The organism is Algoriphagus marinus, from assembly GCF_001936475.1.
Taxonomy (GTDB): domain Bacteria; phylum Bacteroidota; class Bacteroidia; order Cytophagales; family Cyclobacteriaceae; genus Algoriphagus; species Algoriphagus marinus.
In genome coordinates, this window is sequence record NZ_MSPQ01000007.1 from 1 (window position 1) to 24,945 (window position 24,945).

A 24,945-nucleotide genomic window follows, 5' to 3' on the forward strand; every position below is an offset into this window, starting at 1 on the left:
TTATTTTTTTTTATTCGAGGTAGTTTGCCACTTCCTCTTCAATATTATCCCCACTCCTGATTCTAATATTGAGAAATTTTGCTTTGAATCATTTATAAAAAAATATTAAAGGATATTTTTGTCTTTTATTATTTTTTATTTTTATGTTTACATAATAAATCGAAAAACAGATGTTTTCTAAAGCCTGCAAACACGCTATAAATGCTATGATCTACCTGGCCACATTACCGGAAGAAAAGGCAAGCGTAAGTATGAAAGCAATTGCATCAGCTACCGCTAGCCCTGAGCCATTTACAGCAAAGATTCTTCAGGAGTTAGTCAAACGGAATTTATTGAAATCCACAAAAGGTCCTAATGGAGGGTTTTCAATTAGGAAGCCATCTAATGAAGTATTTGTCGGAGAAATAATTACAGCAATTGATGGAGAAATAATTTTCACTGGCTGTGCACTTGGAATGGAGGAATGTACTGAAAGCCATCCTTGCGGACTTCATTTCAAATTTAAAGCAATACGAGACCATTTATACGGAATGCTATGGTCCACTAGTCTCAATGATTTAGCTGGAAGCATACAGTCAGGAAAATCTTTTCTAAAACTATAATCAAACATATCATGTGTGAATTAATAGATAAAAAAGTAGGTCAGGTGGTTGCAGAAAATTTCCAAACTGCTGCTGTTTTTTCAAAGTACGGTATTGATTTCTGTTGTGGAGGTGGGCTTACCATTGAAAAAGCATGTGAAAACAAGGAAATAGATTCAAAAAAATTACTTGAAGAACTCCTAGAGGCGAATCAGCACCAAGATCCTTTGATAGAGCAGCATTTGAGTCTTACTCAAATCATTGATCACATCGTAAGCACACACCACTCTTATGTAGATCGAACTTTAGGGCCGTTAAAAGCCTATTTACAGAAAATTGAATCAGTACATGGTGACCGACACCCCGAATTACATCAAGTAAAACAGATGTTTTTCGAAGCATCCGATGCTTTGACTTCTCATATGAAAAAGGAAGAATTCATTCTTTTCCCCTATGTAAAAGCAATGGAAATGGCTAAGCAAAAACATTTTCCACTATCCGCACCTCACTTTGGTGATATCGAAAACCCGATCCACATGATGGAGGAAGAGCACGAAAAAGAAGGAGACCGGTTCAATGAACTTGCTAAAATCACAAACAATTACACTCCTCCTGAAGATGGTTGCCAAACCTATCAAGTAGCCTATGCAATGCTCAGGGAATTTGTTGAGGACCTACACACCCATATTCATCTAGAGAATAATGTCCTTTTTCCAAGAGCTACTACGCTTTACCACGAATTGAACTAATCAATAATATGTCTATCAGCCCGCCTTTCCTTAAAAAGGATAATTCTGGATCCAGCCTTTTCCAAATATGGTTAGGCTGGAGTTTGGGATTCTTTTTAGTTGCTGCACTTTTCGGGCTGGCGATGAGATATTTTACGGTCGGTGAACTGCCTGCTTACATCGATTACAAAAATTTGCTGCACACTCATTCACATGTGGCTCTTTTAGGGTGGGGTTATTTAACTACTTCAGCGGCACTTGTTTATTTCTTTGTTCCCGATCAACAGAAACAAAAAAGTTATTATCCACTAGTTGTATTGGCCATCCTAGCCAATATTGGAATGGTACTCTCCTTTCCAGTCCAAGGCTATGGCACCTATAGTATTGCAGCCTCAACCCTGCACTTGTTTGTGAGCTTTGCTTTTGCCTTCAAGTTTTGGAAAGACATCCGCAAAGAGCCAAGTTCCGATGCCATACAATTAGCTGCATGTAGCGTGCTATGGATGGTTGTTTCCAGCTTGGGTTTATTGGCAATCGGACCGGTAGGATCATTGATGGGAAGGTTGCATCCAATGTTTTTCATCTCCATCCAATGGTTTCTTCATTTCCAGTTGAATGGTTGGTTTGTTTATGCAATCTTCAGCATTTTAGCTTTTCGTTTGGCTCAAAAAGGAAAATTGCTCAGCCTGAGCAATTGGTACTGGGCTATTCTTCATGGAAGTTTATTTTTAAGCTTTAGTCTTGCAGTTTCTTGGAGCACTCCAATACCCGGCCTATTATATATCAATGCTTTAGCCGTAGTCCTACAATTACTAGCCTACCTCAGGATTCTTCGGCCAGTTTGGAAGGATCTCCTATCTGAAAAGAATAAAACTTGGATAGAAGGACTTTTACTCCTTGGGATCATTTTCCTCTTTGCTAAAGCCCTGATCCAATCAGTATTGATCTTTACTCCTGTGGCAGTGATCGCCTACACGATTAGAATGTACGTGATTGGGTTCATTCACCTCATCATGTTGGGAGCAATGACATTCACCATAAGCTCAGCTCTACTTCAAAAAGGATTGTTTTCAAATTCATTCCTTGCCAAGATTGGCTGGATGGTCCTTTTAGCAGGCTTTTTTTTAACAGAACTTCTCCTTTTCGGACAAGGCACTTTGCTTTGGTTGAAAGCTGGATTTATCCCTAGTTTTTACCCCCTGCTCTTTCTAGCCTCCACATTATTACCAATTGGTCTTTCATTGATTACGATCGCCCAAATTTTCAACATTCAATCAACCTTTAAAATCAATTCAATACTTAAATCAAACCAGACAATGAAAAAGTCCCTAACTCTGGCTGTAGGAGCAACTTTGCTACTATTTGCCTCTTGTGGGGGCGGTGATGGATCCTCCAGCACTACAGCCCCAAGTTCAACTGAAGCCGCAGCTCCTAAGGCCGCAGATCCTAAAGGAATCGGAGAAATAAAAGACGTTGCTATTTCAGAAGGAATCGACGACGGAATGGCAGAAAAAGGCAAAGCAATTATGGATATGAAATGTACTGCTTGCCATCAATTTAATGACAAAAGACTCGTAGGGCCTGGCTTTCAAGGTGTAACCAACAGAAGGAAGCCTGAATGGATCATGAATATGATCACAAACGTGGAGGTGATGCTTGATGAGGATCCAGTTGCACAAGCACTATTAGAGGAATGTCTTACCCGGATGCCGAATCAAAATATTTCTGTTGGTGATGCACGCGACATTTTGGAGTTTTTGAGAAAAAATGACCTAGAAAAATCCGGTGAAAAAGACGGTTCCTTATAAAACAATTTAGATATGAAAAAACAATTTATTTTGGTTGTCGGAGCTGTAGCAGCTCTAGCCCTAAATCCAGGCTGTAAGCCTAAGACAGCAGAAAGTGCCATCGCCGGTGACGCTGCCAGCAAAGTTTATGTGGCTCCGGGTGAGCATGATGAGTTTTACAACATCGTCTCAGGTGGATTTAATGGACAAATGTCCGTAGTGGGATTACCTTCAGGAAGGGTATTGAAAATTCTTCCAGTATTCTCTGTGAATCCTGAAAATGGCTATGGTTTCTCTGAAGAGTCAAAACCAATGTTGAATACCTCTAATGGATTTGTGCCTTGGGACGATCTTCACCACATCGCAATTTCTCAAACAAAGGCTGAACATGATGCTAGATGGGCATTTGGAAACGGAAACAATACTCCCCGAATTGCAAGAGTTGACTTGACCAGCTTCAAAACTGTGGAGATTATCGAGATCCCTAATTCTGCAGGAAACCACTCCTCCCCTTTCATTACGGAGAATACGGAGTATGTAGTAGCAGGAACCCGATTCTCTGTTCCAACTGGAAGTGACGCAAAACGTGATGTTCCAATTGCCAGTTATAAGGAAAATTTCAAAGGCTTCATCAGTTTCATCGGTGTAAATCAAGAAACTGGTGATATGAATCTAAGTTTCCAGATTGAGGCACCACCTTTCAATTTTGACTTAGCTCGTGCAGGTAAGAACAAATCTCATGGCTGGTTCTTCTTTTCTACTTACAACACAGAAATGGCTCACACCCTTTTGGAAGTAAACGCCTCCCAAAAAGATAAGGACTTCATCATGGCCGTAAATTGGAAGAAAGCTGAAGAATATGTTAAAGCTGGAGAGGGCGAAAAACGCCCAGCAAGATATGCCCATAACAAATGGAACGAATCAACTCACATGGCTGAGTCCAAAATATTAGAAGAAGTATTGGTATTGGATCCAAAGATCTTAAAGGATATCGTCTATTTCATCCCTTGTCCAAAGTCACCACACGGCACTGATACAGATCCAACAGGTGAGTACATCATCGGTAGTGGTAAGCTTGCAGCAATTATTCCGGTATTCTCCTTTACCAAAATGCTAGCTGCAATCCAAAAGCAGGATTTTGAAGGAAATATCGATGGCATGCCTATTTTGAAATATGAGTCTGTTCTCCATGGTGAAGTTCAAAAGCCAGGATTAGGACCATTGCACACAGAGTTTGATGGAAAAGGAAATGCTTATACTTCCATGTTCGTTTCTTCTGAAATTGTTAAATGGAATATTGAAACACTTCAGGTTTTGGATAGAGTTCCTACTTTCTATTCTGTAGGTCACTTAAGCATTCCTGGCGGCCCTACTGGCAAGCCTCATGGCAAATATATGGTTGCTTATAACAAGATCACCAAAGATCGCTATCTACCAACTGGCCCTGAACTAGCGCACTCCGCTCAGCTTTATGATATCACAGGAGATAAAATGCAGCTTTTGCTTGATTTCCCGACCATAGGGGAACCGCACTATGCAGAATCATTCCCTGCAAGTTTGATAAAAGATCGTCAGGTGAAATTCTATCCTTTGGAAGAAAATAATCACCCAGCAGCCTTGAAAGGTATCGCTGATGCGAGAGTGGAAAAGAAAGGAAATGAAATTCACATTTACCTTACTTCCATCCGATCCAACTTCCGACCTGATAATATTGAAGGTGTAGAAGTAGGCAATGAGGTATTCTTCCACATGACAAACTTGGAGCAGGATTGGGACGTACCGCATGGCTTGGCTATCAAAAATGCTAATACAGCCGAACTTCTTGTGATGCCAGGAGAAACAGCAACATTAAAGTGGATACCAAACAGACCTGGAATTTTCCCATTCTATTGTACTGACTTCTGCTCTGCACTTCACCAAGAGATGCAAGGTTATGTCCGAGTATCTCCTAAAGGAAGTAACCTCCCACTCACTTTTACCACAGGAGAATAAACTCCTATCCCGCCGACAAAAATTGTCGGCGGGTATTTTCTACAAAATCAATGATTATGAAAACTATTTCAAAAGGAAATCGAATATTGGTTTTTTTAGCTGCGGCTTTGATGATTTCCGCCTATTTCACTCCACTATGGCAAATCAGTCTTTGGGCACCACAATACCCAGAAGGGCTCAATATGAAAATCTGGATTGATCAACTTTCAGGAGATGTCAATATTATCAATGGTGTCAATCATTACATTGGAATGAAGCATATAGGAGAAGAAATGTTCCCGGAGTTTAGTTACCTGATATATGTTTTTGGTTTTATTATAGCTGTAGGATTTATAGCAGCTTTGACTGGGAAAAAATTCCTTCTTCATGGTTATTTTCTATTGATTACTTTTTTAGGAATTGGGGTCATAATAGACATGCACCTGTGGGGATATGATTATGGTCACAACTTGAATTCAACTGCAGCCATTAAAGTCCCAGGTATGGCTTACCAACCTCCCTTAATCGGATATAAAGAACTTCTTAATTTCCTAGCTTATTCCGGTCCAGATGTAGGAGGATGGATTCTTATGGGCTCAGCTTTATTAACCATTCTTGCAATTTTCTTTGATTGGCGATCTAATCGAAAAAAAACTGCACTCACTTAAATTCCAAAATCATGAAAATCAAAACCCTTTTCACTTTCTTATTTCTCCTTACTATTCTAGCTTCTTGTTCCACTGATCCTAGACCAATAGCATTTGGTGAAGATCTTTGTCATCACTGTAAAATGATGCTTGTAGACCCTAAATTTGGCGCTGAAGTAGTCACTGAAAAAGGGAAAATTTTTGTTTTTGATGATACCAACTGCCTTATTTCATTTCTCGAAAATACTGAGACTGAATTAGCGGATTTAAAACATATTTTGGTAGTCGATTATCAAAACTCCGGAAGTCTCCTTGAGGCTACTACATCCTTTTACCTTAAGTCTGAAGAGTTTCGCACCCCAATGAATAGCCAAGTCATCGCTTTCAGTCACTATGACAGCTTAAAGAGTTTCAAAAAAACCTCAGGAGGCGTCTATTTAGCATGGGGAGAATTGGTCACTCAATTCAAATAATGTTCAAAATGACAGTCAATTCCTTATTTAAAAGAAAATTTTAATCAATTGCCTGTCACAAAAAAATCAGTCAACATGAAACTCTTTAACCCTTATCTTCTTCTCTTTTTTTGGATGATTGTATCATTTACCTCCTTTGGTAAATCCATCCGTGTCAAAGCAGGCGGCTCGATCCCTAATGCAGTGGAGCAGGCAAATGCAGGAGATACTGTAATTGTAAGCAAAGGAGACTATACGGTCAATGAATTAATCATAAGGAAGTCAATTACCCTTATTGGAGAAGGAATGCCTACTCTTGACGGGCAGGATAAAGGAAATATTATTCTGATTGCAGGGAAGAATATTACTGTAAATGGATTCCGATTTATCAATACTGGTAGATCTAACACAGATGATTCTGCTGCCATTAAATTCTTTGATTCCAGCTATTGTACAATTGAGGGAAATGAACTCTTAGATACCTTTTTTGGACTGCACTTTTCTAACTCATCGCATCTCACTATCCGTAATAATCGGCTTATCTCAACTGCTGATCGGGAATTCGAAACAGGCAACGGCATTCATCTATGGAAGTGCAAAGAAAATCTCATCGAAAACAACTATGTTAAGGGTCATCGAGATGGTATTTACCTTGAATTTACCACTGACACGGAGGTGATAAATAATACTATTGAAAACAACATGAGGTATGGCCTGCACTTTATGTTTGCCCACGACAATTCATATATAAAGAATAGGTTTAAAGCAAATGGGGCTGGTGTAGCAGTAATGTACACCAAAAACGTGCTGATGAAGGAAAATATCTTTGAGCAAAGTGAAGGTTCTAGTTCCTACGGAATCCTTCTAAAAGACATCTCAGACTCCCAAATAATCGGCAATAAGTTCCAAGACAATACAATCGGGATATACATGGAAGGCTGTAGCCGATCTGAGTTTACCGGTAATCTTTTTACCCAAAATGGATGGGCACTAAAACTCATGGCCAGCTGTGATCAGAACACATTTGAAAACAACAATTTCATCAACAATACTTTTGATATCAGTACCAATGGATCTGTCGTCTTAAATGAATTAATAGGAAACTATTGGGATAAATATGAAGGCTATGACCTCAATAAAGATCGTATCGGGGATGTTCCTTACAGACCAATTAGCTTATTCAGTGTCATAGTTGAAAAAATCCCTACTGCTGTAATCCTCTGGAGAAGTTTTATGGTCACTCTCCTTGATAGGATGGAGAAGGTAATGCCTTCTATCACACCTGAAAATATGATTGATAATTCACCAAAAATGAAACCAAATGATCTCAATACAACACATCCATAAAAATTTCGGAAAACTCAAAGTTTTAGAGGACTTCAATCTGGAATTTAAATCTGGAAAAAGTTATGCCCTAATGGGTCCAAATGGCAGTGGGAAGACAACTCTGATAAAAATAATTCTTGGGATGGTCATTCCTACCCAAGGAGAGGTTTGGGTCAAGGACAAACCAATCAGTCAATCAGAATCCTATCGATCGCTAATTGGGTATATGCCCCAGATAGGTCGATATCCAGAAAACATCAAAATGAAGCAACTCTTTGCCATGATGAAGGATATGAGACCTACCCAGAAGGATTATGACGAGGAATTGATTGAAGCTTTTGGCTTGAATATGATTATGGATAAAGCAATGCATACCCTAAGCGGAGGTACTAGACAAAAAGTAAGTGCTGCCTTGGCATTTCTTTTTAGACCTGAAATCCTGATCCTAGATGAACCCACAGCAGGTTTGGACCCTATTTCAGTGGAAATTCTAAAAACCAAGATCATGCAAACTCGAGAATCCGGAAAACTAGTAATCATTACCTCGCATATTCTGAGCGAACTCGAAGAGCTCACTAATCATGCTATTTACATCCATGAAGGCAAAGTTGTTTTCAATGACAGCATTGCAGAACTTAAGGAGATTACTGGTAAAGAGCGATTTTCGGCTGCTATTGCAAGCCTGATGGAGTGGTCTTTAAAAAAAAATCCTGACTTAAAAATTCTTAATCATGCTTAAGCTCCTCAAATACGCGCTATACGACATTATTCAATCGCGATTTGCGATTCTATACACCTTGTTTATGCTCTTGGTAGCCATCGCTGTCTATCAAGTTTCAGAAGATATGAGTAAAGTATCACTCAGCCTCCTGAATATCATGCTTATGATCGTGCCTTTGATCTCAGCAATATTTGCGACTACCCATTTCTTCAACAACCTGGAGTTTACAGAGCTAATGCTCGCTCAGCCCGTCAAGCGTAGTCATGTCTTTCTTAGCCAAATTATTGCCGTAGTAGTTGTTTTGAGCCTAGCTTTAATTTTGGGATTCGGAGTTCCGATGTTGATATGGGGTTCCGATATGACTGTTTTGACTTTATTGGGGATCGGAATCAGCCTCAGTATTGTATTCGCTTCAATGGCATTTTTAGCTTCGGTTAGCACCCGTGACAAAGCCAAAGCAATAGGAATAAGCCTTTCAATTTGGATCTATTTTTCCTTGATTTACGACGGTCTGGTATTATATATGATTTACAGTTTTGCAGACTATCCTTTAGAAAAAGTCACACTTGCCTTGACTTTTCTAAACCCAGTTGATCTAGGTAGAATTATCATGTTGATGCAGCTCGATATTTCTGCTTTGATGGGATATACAGGGGCTTTCTTTGCTGATTTTTTCGGCAACATTAAAGGAATTGTCATCTCTTCAGGCATTCTTATCCTTTGGATGGCAATTCCTGCCTATTTTTCAATGAGACGCTTTGCGAAAAAGGACTTCTAGAAAAATTAAATCAGATTTATGAAAACAGCCTCGATTAATATCGAGGCTGTTGTTTTTATCTACCTATATGACTTTGATTAATAATAAAAGGCGGATGACCAATGTATTCTTTAGCTTCTTAGAATAAACTTTTTAAAACGGTCTTTCGCTTAAAAAACCAAAACTTTCATGGATTATGGTTTGAAGAAAAACATATGATCATTCAATTTTAGCTCCACCCATTCTCTTTTGTTAGACATCTTTATACTGATTTTGAGTTTAATTTATTTCATAAAAAAAGCTATGCTCAAAATGCATGAGATTGATGGAATTTGCATTGCTTTTTTTTGAAAATTATGGTTTTATAAACGAAAACATAATTCTGGATTCTTTAAAAATTCATTTTTAGTCATTTGGTTTTCACTGATTTATTTTTCAAATTATTTTTTCTTAATCTTCATTTGCACAAAATCATGAATGATTTTGACTCAAGTTCAATATAACTTAAAGCGATTTTTCAAACTTACATTTTTACTCAATTCGTTATGGCCAGAAAATTTTCAGATCTCCATTGCCACAATCACATGCGAGCGCATTTTCACATGCAACAAAAACGAAAGAAGTTTGAAAGAAAAGGGGAATTCACACCTTGGACAGTCATTGCATCCAACCGAAAAGGATATCTCAAAGGAAAAATGGGAGCAGCTTACTCCCAGGCTGATTTAGTAAAAGCATGGAATGGAAATGTAAGACTGACTTTTAATTCACTTTACCCACTTGAGCGGCAGTTTGTCAGGGGTTTGGATAAATTGAATACCACAGACCTACTCCATATTTTAATTGGTACAACAACATCTCATCACCTTCCACTACGGGATTTAATTCAGGTTTTTTATATGCGGATTCCAAAAGTGGCAGTAGATCATTTTCAGTCTATTGATTATGACTATTGGGAGTCACTTCAGCATGAAAAAGATTTTGTGTTGATCGATTCTGGGGTGACCATCAAAAAAAATGAAATTCACACTTCAGGTGTGATTCGAAGGATTTTTGAAAATGAGTTCAAACGATCCAAAGCATTTAAAAAAGAATTAATCGCAGAGAGAGCAAGATATTTTATTCCAAAAACCAGAGATGAACTCATCAAGTCCTTAAAGGATGATAAAGAAATCACCATGATCCTGACCATTGAGGGAGCTCATTCTTTGGGTAGCGACAGAGCCACTGTTGCCGAGCTTTCCCGAAGGGTCAAGTACCTCAAAGAGGAATGGGAGGCACCGGTTTTCTTCATCACTTTTGCACATCACTTCAACAACAGGCTATGTGGACACGCACATTCGATTCCAGATAAAGGAAAAATACTTCTCAATCAATCCAGAAATCTCAATAAGGGATTCAATGAAAAAGGAAGAAGAATAGCTCGAGAATTATTGGGATTAAACAAAAATTTAGAGCGAGACCCTAAATTTGGATATAGAATCCTGTTAGATGTCAAGCACATGAGTGCGCAATCCAGGAAAGATTATTATGAAGAAATAGTTCTACCCTGCTTGATGAATGGCGATCAAATTCCTGTGATTGCTTCACATTGCGGCTATTCAGGAATTGAAAAGCTTCAAGATCTGATCAACAATTATGATTTGGAAAAGGACGATTACACTGATCCAAAGACTAATAAATTTAACGCATGGAATATAAATGTATGCGATGAAGACATTGAAGTAATACTAAAAACCGGTGGAATCTTTGGTCTCTCTTTCGATCAGCGAATCCTTGGGATCACAAAAAAGGACAAAGATTCGCCTAGAAATGGAATCCAGCTACTTTGGGAAAATATCGAAGGAATCGTCAAAGGTGTCTATTCCAATAAAAATCTCTCAGAGGATCAAAAATTCCAAATCTGGAAATCGATGACAATCGGAACTGACTTTGAGGGATTAATTGATCCTACTGATTTCTATCCAACAGCCTTGGAGTTTGAAATCTTCGCCAATAATTTGGTTTTTGAAATTGATCAGGCGCGCAAGAAATCAAACACCAAATATTTGGAGCATCTCCAAAGTCGAGAAGATTGCGAAAAACTGGTGGATGATTTTTGTTTTAATAATGCTGAAGCATTTGCAGTGAGAAATTTCCCAATACCCTAATAATATTCTTTAGAATAAATCAGTCTTCTCCGAAGATCTCTTTTACTACCCATCCTTTGCCCCACTCATCTTGCTCCTTTTCAGACCAAAGTTCTGGAAAGAAAATCACTTTTTGAAAACGTGGAGGAAGGTATTTCTGCCAGTTGGTACCTCCTGTCGCCGCAATATCTACAGGGTCTTTCTGGAGGTAACGTACGGCAGATTTGTAATGAGCCAAAGGCCAAAAGACATTTGCCTTCAGATCAAATTGCTTCATGAGTTCGGTCATCTCCTCAGAAGGCTTATCCAAATCAATGTATTTTTGCCAAAGGTTTTTTCGTCGGTAATTTTCAATAATCTCGATTAGTTTTTTACCGTACTTTATTTCGAAATTTTTAAGTGTGAGCGTCTTTTGACCGGAGGCCAATTCAATTGCTCCTTGCTGCCAGTACAAGTGTTCAAAAATATCATCCGCTGGAGAGTGATAGTCAAACTCCGATCTTTTGGATAAGGTGACCAAATGAAAAGCATCTGCCGCCATCAATTCGATCTCACGATATTGAGCACTCTGGAAGCCACTTGATGGAAGAAGAGACATTCTGAATTTCAGAAATTGCTCTCGCTCCATTCCTTTCCACATCATCGCAAAAGAGGAGATCAAATGATCAAAATACATTAAAATTCGCTCCATCCGCTGTTTGAAAAATTCCTCTGTAATCGGATCACTGTCTGATATCTGCTCCATTTCGGAGATAATCAGTTTGAAATACAACTCAGTAATCTGATGGTAGATGATGAAAATTTTCTCATCCTTAAAACTTGTTTTTGGCTGCTGTAGCGAAAGTAATACATCCAAATTAATGTATTCCCAGTAGGTCAGATAGTCGGCATAAAGCAATCCCTCCAGGTAAGAAAGCATATCCTGTCCTGAGGCTTTGAACTTCTCTTCAAGTTGGTGGATTTTATCAAGAATTTTGGGGTCAAACTGGGATTCATGCATGGGTTCTTTTTTAGGGAAAAAGGTAGTTTTTTAACCTTCGATCTATTTACTTCGAGTTATCAAAAGTGGCTTTTCTTCAATACAAAAGTCATTGATTCATTCTAATAAACCAAAATATCATGGAAGCAACTGCAATCCATAAATCTCAAAAGCAGGATACATTCGAAGGAGTGGATTTTCTGGATATAGACGATTTGCTAACCGAAGAGCATAAATTAATCAGAGGCTCAATTCGAGACTTTGTAAAAAGGGAGATTTCACCTTACATCGAAGATTGGGCACAGAAGGCATATTTCCCTTATGATATTGTAAAGAAATTTGGTGACGTTGGCGCATTCGGCCCACAAATTCCTGCCGAATACGGAGGTGGTGGATTGGACTACATTGCTTATGGCCTGATCATGCAGGAGATTGAGCGAGGTGATTCAGGTATGCGATCTACGGCTTCTGTTCAAGGATCTCTAGTAATGTATCCAATTTATAAATTTGGCTCAGAAGAGCAGCGAAAGAAATACTTACCGAAGCTTGCCTCAGGTGAGTTTTTAGGATGCTTTGGATTGACTGAGCCAGATCATGGTTCTAACCCAAGCGGAATGGTAACCAATTTCAAGGATATGGGCGACCATTACCTTCTTAACGGAGCCAAAATGTGGATTTCCAATTCTCCAAAAGCTGATATTGCAGTGGTATGGGCTAAGAATGAGGAAGGTAGAATCCATGGTTTAATTGTGGAGCGGGGTATGGAGGGTTTTTCTACTCCGGAGACCCATGGCAAGTGGTCCCTTCGGGCTTCCTGTACTGGTGAACTTGTTTTTGATAATGTGAAGGTTCCAAAAGAAAATCTTCTTCCAGGCAAATCAGGGTTAGGTGCGCCAATGATGTGTTTGGATTCTGCACGATTTGGAATCGCTTGGGGAGCAATCGGGGCAGCGATGGATTGCTATGAATCTGCGCGTAAATATGCCGCAGAGCGAATCCAGTTTGGAAAGCCCATTGCAGGCTTTCAGTTGACTCAAAAGAAGCTGGCAGAAATGTTAACTGAAATCACCAAAGCGCAACTTTTGGCCTGGAAGGTTGGTAAAATGATGAATGAAGGAACAGCTAAAACCGTCCACATTTCAATGGCCAAAAGAAACAATGTGGAAATGGCACTAAATATTGCTAGAGAAGCAAGACAAATCCATGGGGGTATGGGGATCACCGGCGAATATCCGCTAATGCGACATATGATGAATCTGGAATCTGTACTTACTTATGAAGGAACTCATGATATCCACTTATTAATTCTTGGTCAGGAGATAACCGGATTACAAGCTTTTAAATAAGCAGAAAACATAAATTCAAAAGCCTCAAAGAAAATTCTTTGAGGCTTTTTTGTTGCATAAAACCAGGTTTTACCTTTTTATAAATCTTCTGATAAATACTTTTCGATCCTCTCCCTCTAGCATCACCATATAGGTTCCTGCGGCTATACCAGAGATATCAAGTTGGAAATTCTTGTTGAGCGACTTTGATATCATGACGGTGCTTGTGACTTCTTTTCCTTCCATGCTGTAAATCTTAAGTGATTTCACATCTATAGATTGATCAGATTTAATTTCAAGTTCCACCTGATCATCGGCTGGATTAGGATAAATTTTCAGCTCTTCGGAAAGAATTGGATTTTGCCTTAAAATTCCAGCAATAGTGACTTCTACAGGCAAAAGTTTCGCTTTACACCCTGAAGAATTTGTCAACTCGACCGTATAAATACCCATTTCAAACAAGGTTAGAATCCGCCCTGTAGCTGATGGTATCGGAGCTTCATTCAGGTACCACTGGTAAGTGAAATCTCCTTCCGGCGCGACCAATTTGTTTCCATCTGGCTTGATTTCTCCTGTAGGAATTGGATTTACCTTGACCTCATATTTCGCAGTTTCAGCAAGGCAAGCTCCTTGATAGCGAATAACCGCATCGTAAATTCCACCAACTTCAATCGTCAATACTTTACCATTTTGCCCAACTATTTCGACCCCATTTCTTCGCCAACGAAGCACTTCAAAAGCTGCCGTAGAATTTAGCGTCAATTCAGATGCAGAACCAGCACAAAACTCCACTGGACCAGAAATAACAACCGGAGCTGAATTTTTAGCTTTAACAGTAAGTTGAGAAATCTTCTCCGTCACATTTCCTGAGTTATCAACTACTCTAACTTCAATTGGAATAACCTTTCCAAGGTCTTCACATGTAATAGACATTCGATTAATGCTGATCTCTTTAACTCCACAATTATCAATTAGGTCAGTATAAAAGAGTTGAGGATTCAATTCAAATTTCCCAATACTAATATCAAGCTCTAATTCAATTGATTTAGAATTGAAAACTGGAGGTAAATTATCTTTCACTATCACTAAAACATCCTTGGCATTGGTCTGATTTTTTGAATCAGTTAATGTGACTTTCACTGAATTTTCGCCAAGATTAACACAGGAGAAATCAGTTTTGGCTATAGATACAGTAATACTTGGATCGGACAATGGCCAAGTTTCAAAAAGATTTTCAGCCTTTAAAGTAGCATTGCCTTCTTGATTCAATTCGAGAATAACACTTGACTTAATTGGTGGAAAAACTGTCTGATTAAAGTCGTCTGCGGTAAACGTCACGCTACCCAACTTGGCTTTACAGCCGGCAGCATTAGTGATTTCCACAGTATACTCTCCCTCTTGTGTGACTTGATATGTTTTAGTAATGGCATCGGAGATTTTTTCTCCATTTCGATACCATTGATAGCTATTGGCGGTCGGAGCGGTTAAAAGTTTGTCTTCTCTACTGATTTCACCGGTAGGCAGTGCATTGATTTCAACAACAAAGGAATTGGTTTCGGACACACAAGCTCCTGAGTAACGAATGACTGCATCATAGCTTCCACCTACTTCGATTTCCAGCGTCTTCTCTTTTGCCCCGACAATTTCAAGCCCATTTCTTCGCCACTTGATAACTTCAAATTGAGCTTCAGAATTTAAAGTCAGGAGTCCTTTGCTTCCTTCGCAGAATTCGGAATCACCTGATATGCTTACTTTTTGGGTTTCAATTCTGTTTAAAGTAAGGATAGCCACAGCTTCCACCACATTTCCTGAGGCATCCAGCGCCTTGATCGAAATCGGAATCTCTTTTCCTAAATCGTCACATGTGGCAGTAGTTTTATCTATTGTAACTTCCTTTACACCACAATTGTCAGTCAATTCAGCTATAAAATCTTCAGGCTTAAGTACCAAACTTCCAACAGTGACATCAAAATCTGCATTGAAGGCTTTAGGAGTTAAAACTGGTTTAAGATTGTCCTGAACTTTGACAATCGTCTTTTCCTCCCAAGTTTGACCAGATAGATTTTTGATAGTGATCGTAATCTGTTTTTCTCCAATATCCGAGCAGGCAAATTCAGATTGACTTAGTTTGATATCCAGATTAGGATCAGCTGGAGGCCAGGATATAAATACATTTTCCGGCTTGAGAGAGGCTTTCCCAGATTCATCGAGCGGTAGCTCAACAAATTCTTTGACTTCCCCAAATGGGAGGTCAGAAAATGTAATCGTAACTTTTTCGGTTAAGACACTGCATCCACCATCAGGAATAATTTTCGCCCAATAGGTTCCTGGGTCGGTTACCAAAATAGCTTTCTCATTAGCTCCTTCGATCGGAACACCATCTTTAAGCCAGCTTTCCAAATTAAACCCAAATTCATCTCCTAATTTGATTTCAATAGGTTCTCCAATAAAACCTTGGAAATTACCGGAAGGATTGATTGAAATCTTTTGGGACTCAAAAGGAGTAACATTAATCGTAATCGATTCTGAAGTGATATTCCCGGAATTATCAGTCGCAGTTAAAATCAGTTCGATTGGTGAGTCATAATCTGAACAAGTAACGTTAGTCTTATTCAGATATAAATCAGATAGGCCACAATTGTCGGTGAGCGATTCAACAAAATCCTCAGGATTAAGCTCCAACTCTCCTTTTACCAAATCAAAAGATAGGCTTGGGATTTTAGTAGTTAAAACTGGAGGTAGCTCATCTTTCACAATCACTTTTATCCAATCTTCGAACCTCCCCGGATTGGTGGGGTCATCAATTAATTGACCTTGAGTAACTTTCACATCGTTGGAACCCAAATCTTCGCAGGTAAACTTGGATTGACTCAGGATTAGGTTACTTAGAATCTCTGGATTATCGCTAATCAAAACATCTTCCGGAGAAAGCTCCGCAACTCCGGATTCATCTAAATACAAAACAATATCCTGATTGTAATCCTCAGTAAGCTCTCCAAATACAAACTGCTCAGTGAAAACAGGGCAACCTGCAGAAAGCATTAATCTTGCTCTATAATATCCCGGTTCAGAAATAGTCGCTTCATTTCCTGATTGACTTACAATTTTGAAAACAGGCTCCCAACCTAACACAGTATAATCCAGCTCATCCCCCAATACTAAATTGGTTGTTCCACCCTCTTCCAAAGGCCCAGTGGAGGTAATTGAAACCTTCTTTGATTCTATTATATTTCCTATAGTAACATTAACCGTTTTGGAGGATGTATTTCCTGATTGATCAGTTGCGGTAATCTCAACAGGGAACTCCCAAACAGGTGCGTTTGGATCCTGATAAATATCAGCGCAAGTCACTTCATTCCTACTTAGATTGAAGCCCAAAACTTCAGAACAATTGTCTCTAAAATCCACTACATAAAAATCAATCAAATCAAAAGAAACTTTCCCCGCCACCGGATCAAAAAGGAGAGTTGCATTTCCAGCATCAAAATATGGAGGGATTTTATCAAACACCCAGACTTTTGTTGACTCGGTCCATTCCTCTCCTGTTTGAGTGTTTTTTGAAGTAATGATCACCTCATTTTCACCGATATTCGAGCAGCTAAAATCAAATCCGACTGAAGATGTGTAAGTAAATGGATCAACAGGCTGTTCTTCCAAAAAGTCTTCAGGAGTCAGAACAGCATTTCCCCCTTCATCTAAAAACAAGGAAACGGAATCCTTTACCACAGGCACAAATTCGGCTTGATTAAGAGCTACCAATAAGCTCGTTTCATCAGGATAAACCCTGCGTTCAACACGCTGGAGATTATAGTTTTGATCCAAAACCGGAAAAGCATAAACAGGTGTAAAGTCAATTCTTGCAAATGGTTTTCCATCCTGCATTACTTTTACAACATTCACTTCCAAGTGGCCATAGTGCTTTCCGCCATCAGTCAGAATCGGATTAGAGCCGGATGTATTCCATTGTTCTACGGAGTTTTGATCTGCAGTCCATTTCGAATAAGGATTGTAATCAAGCGTATTTAGAGGATTATTTTTCCAATCCCGTTTAACAGCTCGTATTCCATCACCCGCTACACCCACATCATAATACACCACCCCTTTTCCATCATTGTCTTGATCGACGAAACTTCGTTCAAAAATCTCATCATGGCCAGAGAACACTGCCACAACTTCATATTCCTCAAAAAGGGGATTTAATATCTGCATTGGCGTGCCAACTTGTCCCACACTCAATTCATGGTTTAAAGGAACTCCATGTTCTCCTGAGCTAAATGCGATATGATGGTATTGTATAAAAATCAGCTGTCCTGACTCTTTTGCATCCTTAAGATTTGCTTCCAGCCAAGCATATTGATCTGATCCAGGACCAAAACTGCTAAGGTCATTTCCTCCTCTAGCCTTATAAGTTGCCTCCGTATAATTCTCCTGAGTATCTGTCCCAGGTACGGTAAACTCTTTTCCCTTCAACTTTGTCACTCCATCAAAATCAGATGCCAATTGATCAGGAGTTCCATTGCTAGAGTCTACAGTCAAAATGGTGATTGGCCCATAGTCAGATCGATAATAACTCTGACCATGTTTTTGAAGAGGATCGCTGACTGGAGTTTTGAAGTAAGCTTGGTATCTATTTCTGGCTACAACCGGTGCAAATTGACCTCCAGGCATATCGCCATAGCCACCATTTATCGCACCAAAATTTTCCCAATTCCCAAAAGAAGGAATCACAGGATAGGTGCTAAATCCCTTATCAAACTCCCCGGCATTATGTCGGAAAAACTCATCCCAGCCTGGCTGATATCCTCCACCTTGAACTAAATCTCCTGGCATGACCATAAAGTCAATATCCCTGGAATTAATAATTTTCAGGTTTTCAGCATAGCCCTTTTGCTCGGTAAGCATGTAATTAGGAATCTCAAAGCCTTCAAGTGTAGTAAAACCAAACTTATCCTTCCACAGCTGAGGAATAGCAAATGGTCGAATTAGTGGCATACCTGGATACCACTCACGATTTGTAACCCTTCCTCTTGGTTCAGTTTCAGAATCTGCCAGAGCTACAAATCGGATCTTATCCCAGTCGGTTTTACTTTTAGGTGTCTTAAAAGATGACTCGAATACTGATCCCCCTAAAGAAACCCGATAGGACACGTTTATACCCGGGGGCAAAGTCATTTGCACTTGATAACGAAAAGCTTGATCTGACTGAAGCCAAGACCCTTTTTCTAAACCTGAAATAGTTTGATTCTTCTCCGCATCGGTATAAAAAATCTCCGGAACTTCTTCTCCGTTGACATTTTTCGAAAAAATAACCTCACCTGATGGATTTTTAATAATAATCTCACTTGATGCTAAGGTGTTGCCAAACCAGGTTAATTGGATTTTCCCCTGATCATAGACTTGCAGATACGGATAGACTCTGTAAGGATTAACCTCAAAATAGCTAGCTCCACTAAAAAACAACCCAGCGGCTAAAAGAAGAGAGAGAAAAAGGAATCTTTTCATAAAATCAGATTTAGAGTCCTGTTTAATCAAATGTACAAAAATGAAGTTACTCTATTCTGCTTTTCAGTACTAACAATTGAACAGAATTTAATGGATCTGTACTGAAAATGTAGATATTCCGCTGATCAATCCCTTTTCTTCCTTTCGGGTCAAAAGTAATTTTTAAATCCACAGACTCTCCGGGATTGATACTTGTCTTGGATATTTCCAAAACTAAACAATTACAATTCCCTTGAATCTTGCGAATTTCAAGTACTTCCCTCCCTTTGTTGGTCAAAGTCACTGATTTATTTTGAATGGAATTTGCACTGATTTCTTTCAAATCAATTTCAGTTGGAGAAATGGAAAGCTGTGGAACTTGATTCAATTGATCCTTTGAAAGTGGTGGAAAATACTCAAACACATTAGCAATAACGTCCAAACGGGCAGCTTTTTCTCCTGCCCAGGTAAGAAGCACTTGATCTTCCGAGAATCCCAATTCTTTCTTAATCACAGCATCATAGACCACGTCCAATAAGCCACGCTGATTGGGATAGATCATCTCTTCTTGTTGAAAAACCTTTATGTACTCGGGACCATTATAGATTAAATCCTTCCGCTGTATTGGTTCTGAACCAAAATTATAAACCTCCACTTGCTTCACTTTTGGGATATTTGTCAAAACCTCACCTAGGTTTACTTTAGGTAATCGGAACCCCAGAGTTCCTTCTTTACGGGGGTAGGTAAGAGCCGGGTTTTCTGGGAAAGGAATCGAGGTCCCCTCAATATATAAAGTATCTTGACTTCCTATAAGATTGCCTTTTACTACTATCATTCGGGAGAAAAATCCAGCAGTGGAACTTGGATCAAAAGAAACTAGAAGTTTCCCAGTTCCGCCTACATCCAGCGTATCTTTAGAATAATCTACAGTTGTACAACCACAATCAGTGATCACTTCGTCGATGTAAAAAAGAGAATCTTGAGTATGTGTAAATTCAAACTCAGCAATCTTGGCGCCTTCTTCTTCCAGGACACTTCCTAGGTCTACTTTGTTGACTTTCCAGATCAATCTGGGGATTACAGTTTCCTGAGCGTGAATAATTTGCGCAGAAAAGGAAAATAAAAGAAATAGAAAGATTGCTTTTTGAATTCTGAACATGCTCGCAATTAACACATAATTTCAACCGTTTTGTAGCCTGATTTACTTATTTTGCGCCAAAATTAGACCAATGGCAAGAGTACTTACAGGCATTCAAAGTAGCGGGAGACCTCACTTGGGAAATATCCTAGGAGCGATCGTCCCGGCAATTGAATTGATCAAGCAAAACAACGAGGAGTCTTTCATCTTTATTGCCGATTTCCATTCCTTGACGAGTTCCAAAGATGGAGCGCTTCGAAAGCAAAATACCTTGGCAGTTGCCGCCGCATGGTTGGCTTTTGGTTTGGATATCGAAAAGACGGTTTTTTACCGCCAATCCAGAAGACCTGAAGTCGCGGAATTGACTTGGTATTTGAGTTGCTTCACTCCTTTTCCCATGCTTGCCAATGCGCACAGTTTCAAGGACAAATCAGAACGACTCTCAGATGTCAATGCCGGTTTATTCACCTACCCGGTATTGATGTCAGCGGATATTTTGCTGTATTCGGCCGATTTGGTACCTGTCGGAAAAGATCAATTGCAGCACTTGGAAATGTGCCGAGACATAGCATCTGCATTCAATCATCAAATAGGCGAAGAAATCCTAACCCTACCCGAACCCCGAATTTCTGAAGATGTAAAAACCATTCCTGGTACAGATGGGCAAAAGATGAGTAAGTCTTACAATAACTACATCGATATTTTCCTTCCGGAAAAAGCCCTTAAGAAAAATGTAAACAGTATTATCACTGACAGCAAAGAATTAGAGGAACCCAAAGATCCAGATACTTGCAATGTATTCAAACTTTATAGCCTAATCGCCTCCTCAGATCAAACTGCACAAATGCGCAAGAATTACGAAGGAGGTAACTATGGATACGGACATGCTAAAAAGGAATTTATGGAACTGATTCTTGAAAAGTATGCTGAAGAGCGAAAAGCATTTGATTTCTTTATGAATAATCCAGAAGAAATAGAACGAAAACTTGCTGCAGGTGAAGAGAAAGCAAAAGCAACTGGAATGGTATTGCTACAAAAAGTAAGAGAAAAATTGGGATTCGCATAAATATGATATTATTCATCGTTTGATTTATGCTTCGCCCTTTGCCTGTCTCTCACAGAAGTCTTCAAATCTGAAACTCCACAAAAAAACCCAGCTATTCACTGGGTTTTTTTATTGATTATGGGCTAGTTCTTATCTACTTCTCCAAAGATCTTTTAACTGTCTGCCATTAATAAGCATCACAAATCGTGCGGGATTTGGAATCAATACAATTCGTACATCCTGCTTATCAAACTGCTCCGACTCTATAGGTACACCTTGATGTCCGCTAACTTCATAACTCACGATTCCGTTTGCATCTGGTAGCAATGGCTTGTAGACGTTGGCAACATAAGCAGTAGGAAGCAACACATCCGTATCAGACTTCAATTTTTCCTGAATTTTCTCCAACTGATCCTCAAGAACATCCTCATATTTTTCATTGAAATCATCTTCCAAATCATGAATTTCCTCTTCTAAATCATCATAGCTTTCATGGCTATAATCCATGGCCGCCAGTTGGTTTCTTTTTTCTACAATCTCTGTGAGGGCTTTGTCAAGCGTATTCCAGTCCATTCGTATTTTTTTTAATTCGGATTGCAAAGATGGGCAATCCCTCTGTTTTCAAAGAATAATTTTAGATAAATCTGGTCTTCAATGTAAATTCTTTGTTTGAAAACTGGCTTTTGAAACCATTAAATCGGATAGGCAAAACGATCAACTTACTAGTAAAATCTTTCCGTTTCTTCCTTGAGTTTCGTAAGCTACTATTGCTTCTTTAAATTTCTCCAGCGGAAAGGTCTCTCCTACATCCACCTTAGAATCAGATGCTAGTAAAAATCCAAAAACAGATTTAAAAGCTGTTTTCCGTTCGGAATCTGACATGCTTTCCATCCACGTAGATAGCCAAAACCCTTCTACAGTAATATTTTTAAAAATCAAAAGACCACTATTTAAAGGGATATTTTCCAGACTGAGCAATCCAAAAACCATCATTCTACCTCCAGCTTTCAAGGATGCTAAAGCTTTGGCTCCCAAAACACCTCCAACCGCATCAAAAACCACAGAAACACCTTCTCCAGTATGCTCAGCAATCAATTTTTGGAGTTTCTCTTTTTCAGTATTAATGACCAGATCAGCTCCCAATTCCTTTAAGTAATCCTTTTGAGAATCATGACGTACAGTACATGCAACCATAATTCCTTTTGCCTTAGCCATTTGAATTGCAAATTTTCCAAAAGCTGAAGCTCCAGCTGTGATTAAAAGCCAATCACCTGATTTCAGTCCACTTTTCTCAATCATTCCAAAAGCTGTCATGGGATTGACAAAAGCCTGACATGCAATTTCATCAGACATACCTTGAGGGACCGGAATCACCAAGCTTGCAGGAATACAAAGATATTCCCGCCAGGTTCCGATAGCAGTAAACATCACTCGAGTCCCTACGGGGACTTTGCCTGCTTCATCAGATTTAGTGACCACACCACTCGCCTCAAAACCAGCACTGCTTGGTAACTTAGGTGTGATGCCATACATCCCTCGAACAAACATAATATCAGAAGGATTGATATTTCTTGCGACTACTTTGATTTGAACCTCATGTGCTTTTGGTTCAGGGATTTCGCTTTCGACTAGTTTCAATACTTCCAGTGGCATTCCACATGTTTCAAAAATTACCTCTTTCATACGATTATAATTTGATTTTTAAAGGTCATATGGAATCTCGCTTCCAGCATAATCACCCTAGTGTGTGACTTTTGAGTCATGCTCGATTTCATGGGTTTATATAGTTTTAGTTTTTTCAGATTAAATTCTTGTTAAAACTATCGATATATTCTGTTTTGCCCTGTCTCTTTTCTATTTTTTTATATCTTGAGTACTTAATAAAACCTTCGAATTATGGATTTATCTTCAGTTTTTTCTCTGGATGGAAAAGTAGCACTGATTACCGGTGCCAGTAAAGGAATCGGATTTAGCATTGCAGAGATATTTGCTGCTGCTGGCGCAAAAGTGGTTCTGAGTAGTCGCAAGCAAGATACGCTTGATGAAATGGCAAATCAACTGAAATCAAAAGGCTATGAAGCTACTGGAATCGCATGTAATGTGGGAAATATGGAAGAACTTCCACTTTTGGTAGAAAAAACCATTGCAACCTACGGTCAGTTGGATATTTTAGTCAATAATGCCGCCTCTAATCCTGTATTTGGACCTATCCATGAGACAAGTCTAGAGGCTTTTGATAAAATCATGGACGTCAATCTAAAAGCTCCATTTGAACTTTGCAGACTTTGTTTTCCGCATTTAAGGAAGTCCTCCTCGGCCTCAGTCATCAATATCAGCTCCATTGGTGGAATCTCACCGGAGCAGGGTCTTGGAATCTACTCAGTTAGTAAGGCTGCATTAATCTCTTTAACAAAAGTATTTGCAAAGGAATGGGGAGAATCAAAAATCAGGGTTAATGTTATTTGTCCAGGATTGATTGAAACCAAATTCTCGGAAGCCCTATGGTCTAATGAAAAAATCATGTCCATGTTAATGAAGCAATTATCTATCAAGCGATCTGGCACGAGTGAAGAAATCGGCGCCATGGCACTTTTTCTAGCCTCTACGGCATCATCTTATTCTACTGGGGCGGTGTTCACTGCCGACGGAGGATTTACAATCTAATAACATGCAAACCCAAAATAATTTCACCGGAGATCTATCAGTTTTGCTAGATCGCTATAGGGATTTTGTCAAAACTTATTTATTCCCAAAGGATCTTGCAATAGTCCAAGGGCCATTTCGGGAATATTTACCCTATCTGAATGAGCTACGTGAAAAAGCCAAATCAAAGGGACTTTTCGCTCCTCACCTTTCGCCTGAAGAAGGTGGATTAGGTTTGAATTTGGTTCAATTTGCTCAAGTCTCAGAAATTTTAGGTCATAGTCCACTTGGACATTACGTATTCAATTGCAACGCTCCCGACATCGGAAACATGGAATTGTTGCATCTTTTTGGTTCAAATCTTCAAAAGGAAAAATTTCTAAAGCCACTTCAACAAGGAAAAATCAGGAGCTGCTTTGCGATGACAGAACCTTCATTTGCAGGGAGTAATCCGGTAAACATGGGAACCACCGCCGTCCGGGAAGGCAATCATTATCGTATCAATGGTCATAAATGGTTTACCACCGCAGCAGATGGTGCAGCATTTACAATCGTCATGGCGGTTACTAATCCAGAGGCAGAGTCAAAATATCAGCGCGCCAGTATGATAATCGTTCCTCTTGATTCTCCAGGGTATCGCTTTGTAAGAAATATCCCTATCATGGGGGAAGCCGGTGAAGATTACCTATCTCATGCAGAAGTCAAATTTGAAGATTGCATTGTGCCAATTGAGAATTTGATTGGGGAGGAAGGACAGGGTTTTGCTTTGGCACAGGAGCGATTGGGACCAGGAAGGATCCACCACTGTATGAGATGGATTGGAATCTGTGAGCGCGCATTTGATATGATGTGTAAAAGAGCTTTATCTCGTGAATTGGATCTAGGAAAGCCACTTGCTGAAAAACAGACCATCCAAAATTGGATTGCTGAAAGCCGAGCTGAAATCAAAGCCAGTCGTTTGATGGTGATGGACACTGCGCAACAAATGCAGTTGAAAGGCGCTAAAGCAGTAAGAGAAGATATTTCTACAATCAAATTTTTCGTAGCTGACGTCCTGATGAAAGTCATTGATCGGGCCATTCAGGTGCACGGAGCACTTGGGATCACGGATGACACCTTGCTTTCATTTTGGTATCGGCATGAGCGTGGTGCAAGAATCTATGATGGACCAGATGAGGTTCATAAGGCTTCACTAGCTCGAAGCATCTTGAAGTCTTATTTACCCCACAAAAAGTAAT

Annotated in this window: 19 protein-coding genes; 14 read left to right on the plus strand and 5 right to left on the minus strand. The window is 39.4% G+C overall.

Annotated elements, in window-relative coordinates:
• Positions 1-170 precede the first annotated feature (170 nt).
• The 10 genes from BVC88_RS12100 to BVC88_RS12145 all read left to right on the plus strand — a co-directional run bounded on the left by BVC88_RS12100 (position 171) and on the right by BVC88_RS12145 (position 11,117).
• Complete coding sequence (locus BVC88_RS12100; RefSeq protein ID WP_075350965.1) at positions 171-602, plus strand: RrF2 family transcriptional regulator; 432 nt, start codon at positions 171-173, stop codon at positions 600-602.
• A gap of 11 nt (positions 603-613) precedes the next feature.
• Entirely contained in the window at positions 614-1,330 is a 717-nt protein-coding gene (gene ric, locus BVC88_RS12105) for an iron-sulfur cluster repair di-iron protein (RefSeq protein WP_075350966.1), read from the plus strand.
• 8 nt (positions 1,331-1,338) lie between these two features.
• Entirely contained in the window at positions 1,339-3,117 is a 1,779-nt protein-coding gene (locus tag BVC88_RS12110; protein WP_075350967.1) for a c-type cytochrome, read from the plus strand.
• 12 nt (positions 3,118-3,129) lie between these two features.
• The gene (nosZ, locus tag BVC88_RS12115; protein ID WP_075350968.1) at positions 3,130-5,088 is read left to right on the plus strand and encodes a Sec-dependent nitrous-oxide reductase; all 1,959 of its coding nucleotides are present in this window, start codon (positions 3,130-3,132) and stop codon (positions 5,086-5,088) included.
• Positions 5,089-5,144: 56 nt separating this feature from the next.
• The gene (locus BVC88_RS12120; RefSeq protein ID WP_075350969.1) at positions 5,145-5,735 is read left to right on the plus strand and encodes a hypothetical protein; all 591 of its coding nucleotides are present in this window, start codon (positions 5,145-5,147) and stop codon (positions 5,733-5,735) included.
• Between the two features lie 11 nt (positions 5,736-5,746).
• Entirely contained in the window at positions 5,747-6,187 is a 441-nt protein-coding gene (locus BVC88_RS12125; RefSeq protein WP_089153084.1) for a nitrous oxide reductase accessory protein NosL, read from the plus strand.
• A gap of 75 nt (positions 6,188-6,262) precedes the next feature.
• Positions 6,263-7,513: a nitrous oxide reductase family maturation protein NosD gene (locus tag BVC88_RS12130; protein ID WP_075350970.1), complete on the plus strand. Its 1,251-nt coding sequence runs from the start codon at positions 6,263-6,265 to the stop codon at positions 7,511-7,513.
• The gene (locus BVC88_RS12135; RefSeq protein ID WP_075350971.1) at positions 7,488-8,231 is read left to right on the plus strand and encodes an ABC transporter ATP-binding protein; all 744 of its coding nucleotides are present in this window, start codon (positions 7,488-7,490) and stop codon (positions 8,229-8,231) included. Before BVC88_RS12130 ends, BVC88_RS12135 begins: the two co-directional genes overlap by 26 nt.
• Entirely contained in the window at positions 8,224-8,991 is a 768-nt protein-coding gene (locus BVC88_RS12140; RefSeq protein ID WP_075350972.1) for an ABC transporter permease subunit, read from the plus strand. The genes BVC88_RS12135 and BVC88_RS12140 overlap by 8 nt, the downstream gene beginning before the upstream one ends.
• Positions 8,992-9,515: 524 nt before the next feature.
• Complete coding sequence (locus tag BVC88_RS12145) at positions 9,516-11,117, plus strand: amidohydrolase family protein (protein WP_139316566.1); 1,602 nt, start codon at positions 9,516-9,518, stop codon at positions 11,115-11,117.
• A 19-nt stretch (positions 11,118-11,136) separates the two neighbouring features.
• On the opposite strand, the gene BVC88_RS12150 is transcribed toward BVC88_RS12145, so the two are convergent.
• A complete protein-coding gene (locus tag BVC88_RS12150; protein ID WP_075350974.1) occupies positions 11,137-12,096 on the minus strand; it encodes a tryptophan 2,3-dioxygenase family protein in 960 nt (319 codons plus the stop codon).
• 119 nt (positions 12,097-12,215) lie between these two features.
• On the opposite strand from BVC88_RS12150, the gene BVC88_RS12155 reads away from it, so the two are divergent.
• Positions 12,216-13,421 carry an acyl-CoA dehydrogenase family protein gene (locus BVC88_RS12155; protein ID WP_075350975.1) on the plus strand — a complete coding sequence of 402 codons (1,206 nt, stop codon included), beginning with the start codon at positions 12,216-12,218 and terminating at the stop codon, positions 13,419-13,421.
• A gap of 69 nt (positions 13,422-13,490) precedes the next feature.
• On the opposite strand, the gene BVC88_RS12160 is transcribed toward BVC88_RS12155, so the two are convergent.
• Together BVC88_RS12160 and BVC88_RS12165 are read right to left on the minus strand one after the other, a co-directional pair.
• Positions 13,491-18,902, minus strand: a complete 5,412-nt coding sequence (locus tag BVC88_RS12160) for a T9SS type A sorting domain-containing protein (RefSeq protein ID WP_075350976.1) — start codon at positions 18,900-18,902, stop codon at positions 13,491-13,493.
• 46 nt (positions 18,903-18,948) lie between these two features.
• A complete protein-coding gene (locus BVC88_RS12165) occupies positions 18,949-20,040 on the minus strand; it encodes a DUF1573 domain-containing protein (RefSeq protein ID WP_075350977.1) in 1,092 nt (363 codons plus the stop codon).
• A gap of 70 nt (positions 20,041-20,110) precedes the next feature.
• Here BVC88_RS12165 and trpS point away from each other — a divergent pair, with 70 nt between their 5' ends.
• Positions 20,111-21,085, plus strand: coding sequence for a tryptophan--tRNA ligase (gene trpS, locus BVC88_RS12170; RefSeq protein ID WP_075350978.1), 975 nt, complete (start codon positions 20,111-20,113; stop codon positions 21,083-21,085).
• Positions 21,086-21,214: 129 nt separating this feature from the next.
• Here trpS and BVC88_RS12175 read toward each other — a convergent pair whose 3' ends face one another.
• A complete protein-coding gene (locus tag BVC88_RS12175; RefSeq protein ID WP_075350979.1) occupies positions 21,215-21,637 on the minus strand; it encodes a hypothetical protein in 423 nt (140 codons plus the stop codon).
• 141 nt (positions 21,638-21,778) lie between these two features.
• Positions 21,779-22,747 carry a zinc-dependent alcohol dehydrogenase family protein gene (locus BVC88_RS12180; protein ID WP_075350980.1) on the minus strand — a complete coding sequence of 323 codons (969 nt, stop codon included), beginning with the start codon at positions 22,745-22,747 and terminating at the stop codon, positions 21,779-21,781.
• A 213-nt stretch (positions 22,748-22,960) separates the two neighbouring features.
• Here BVC88_RS12180 and BVC88_RS12185 point away from each other — a divergent pair, with 213 nt between their 5' ends.
• Positions 22,961-23,728 (plus strand): SDR family NAD(P)-dependent oxidoreductase, encoded by a 768-nt coding sequence (locus tag BVC88_RS12185; RefSeq protein WP_075350981.1) that lies wholly within the window; start codon positions 22,961-22,963, stop codon positions 23,726-23,728.
• A gap of 4 nt (positions 23,729-23,732) precedes the next feature.
• A complete protein-coding gene (locus BVC88_RS12190; RefSeq protein ID WP_075350982.1) occupies positions 23,733-24,944 on the plus strand; it encodes an acyl-CoA dehydrogenase family protein in 1,212 nt (403 codons plus the stop codon).
• Position 24,945 lies beyond the last annotated feature (1 nt).

Coding starts and splice junctions, on each gene's coding strand:
- BVC88_RS12140 (WP_075350972.1), top strand. CDS start 8,224: ATGCTTAAGCTCCTCAAATACGCGCTATACGACATTATTCAATCGCGA.
- BVC88_RS12135 (WP_075350971.1), top strand. CDS start 7,488: ATGATCTCAATACAACACATCCATAAAAATTTCGGAAAACTCAAAGTT.
- ric (WP_075350966.1), top strand. CDS start 614: ATGTGTGAATTAATAGATAAAAAAGTAGGTCAGGTGGTTGCAGAAAAT.
- BVC88_RS12130 (WP_075350970.1), top strand. CDS start 6,263: ATGAAACTCTTTAACCCTTATCTTCTTCTCTTTTTTTGGATGATTGTA.
- BVC88_RS12155 (WP_075350975.1), top strand. CDS start 12,216: ATGGAAGCAACTGCAATCCATAAATCTCAAAAGCAGGATACATTCGAA.
- nosZ (WP_075350968.1), top strand. CDS start 3,130: ATGAAAAAACAATTTATTTTGGTTGTCGGAGCTGTAGCAGCTCTAGCC.
- BVC88_RS12100 (WP_075350965.1), top strand. CDS start 171: ATGTTTTCTAAAGCCTGCAAACACGCTATAAATGCTATGATCTACCTG.
- BVC88_RS12190 (WP_075350982.1), top strand. CDS start 23,733: ATGCAAACCCAAAATAATTTCACCGGAGATCTATCAGTTTTGCTAGAT.
- BVC88_RS12120 (WP_075350969.1), top strand. CDS start 5,145: ATGAAAACTATTTCAAAAGGAAATCGAATATTGGTTTTTTTAGCTGCG.
- BVC88_RS12165 (WP_075350977.1), bottom strand. CDS start 20,040: ATGTTCAGAATTCAAAAAGCAATCTTTCTATTTCTTTTATTTTCCTTT.
- BVC88_RS12180 (WP_075350980.1), bottom strand. CDS start 22,747: ATGAAAGAGGTAATTTTTGAAACATGTGGAATGCCACTGGAAGTATTG.
- trpS (WP_075350978.1), top strand. CDS start 20,111: ATGGCAAGAGTACTTACAGGCATTCAAAGTAGCGGGAGACCTCACTTG.
- BVC88_RS12110 (WP_075350967.1), top strand. CDS start 1,339: ATGTCTATCAGCCCGCCTTTCCTTAAAAAGGATAATTCTGGATCCAGC.
- BVC88_RS12175 (WP_075350979.1), bottom strand. CDS start 21,637: ATGGACTGGAATACGCTTGACAAAGCCCTCACAGAGATTGTAGAAAAA.
- BVC88_RS12125 (WP_089153084.1), top strand. CDS start 5,747: ATGAAAATCAAAACCCTTTTCACTTTCTTATTTCTCCTTACTATTCTA.
- BVC88_RS12185 (WP_075350981.1), top strand. CDS start 22,961: ATGGATTTATCTTCAGTTTTTTCTCTGGATGGAAAAGTAGCACTGATT.
- BVC88_RS12160 (WP_075350976.1), bottom strand. CDS start 18,902: ATGAAAAGATTCCTTTTTCTCTCTCTTCTTTTAGCCGCTGGGTTGTTT.
- BVC88_RS12145 (WP_139316566.1), top strand. CDS start 9,516: ATGGCCAGAAAATTTTCAGATCTCCATTGCCACAATCACATGCGAGCG.
- BVC88_RS12150 (WP_075350974.1), bottom strand. CDS start 12,096: ATGCATGAATCCCAGTTTGACCCCAAAATTCTTGATAAAATCCACCAA.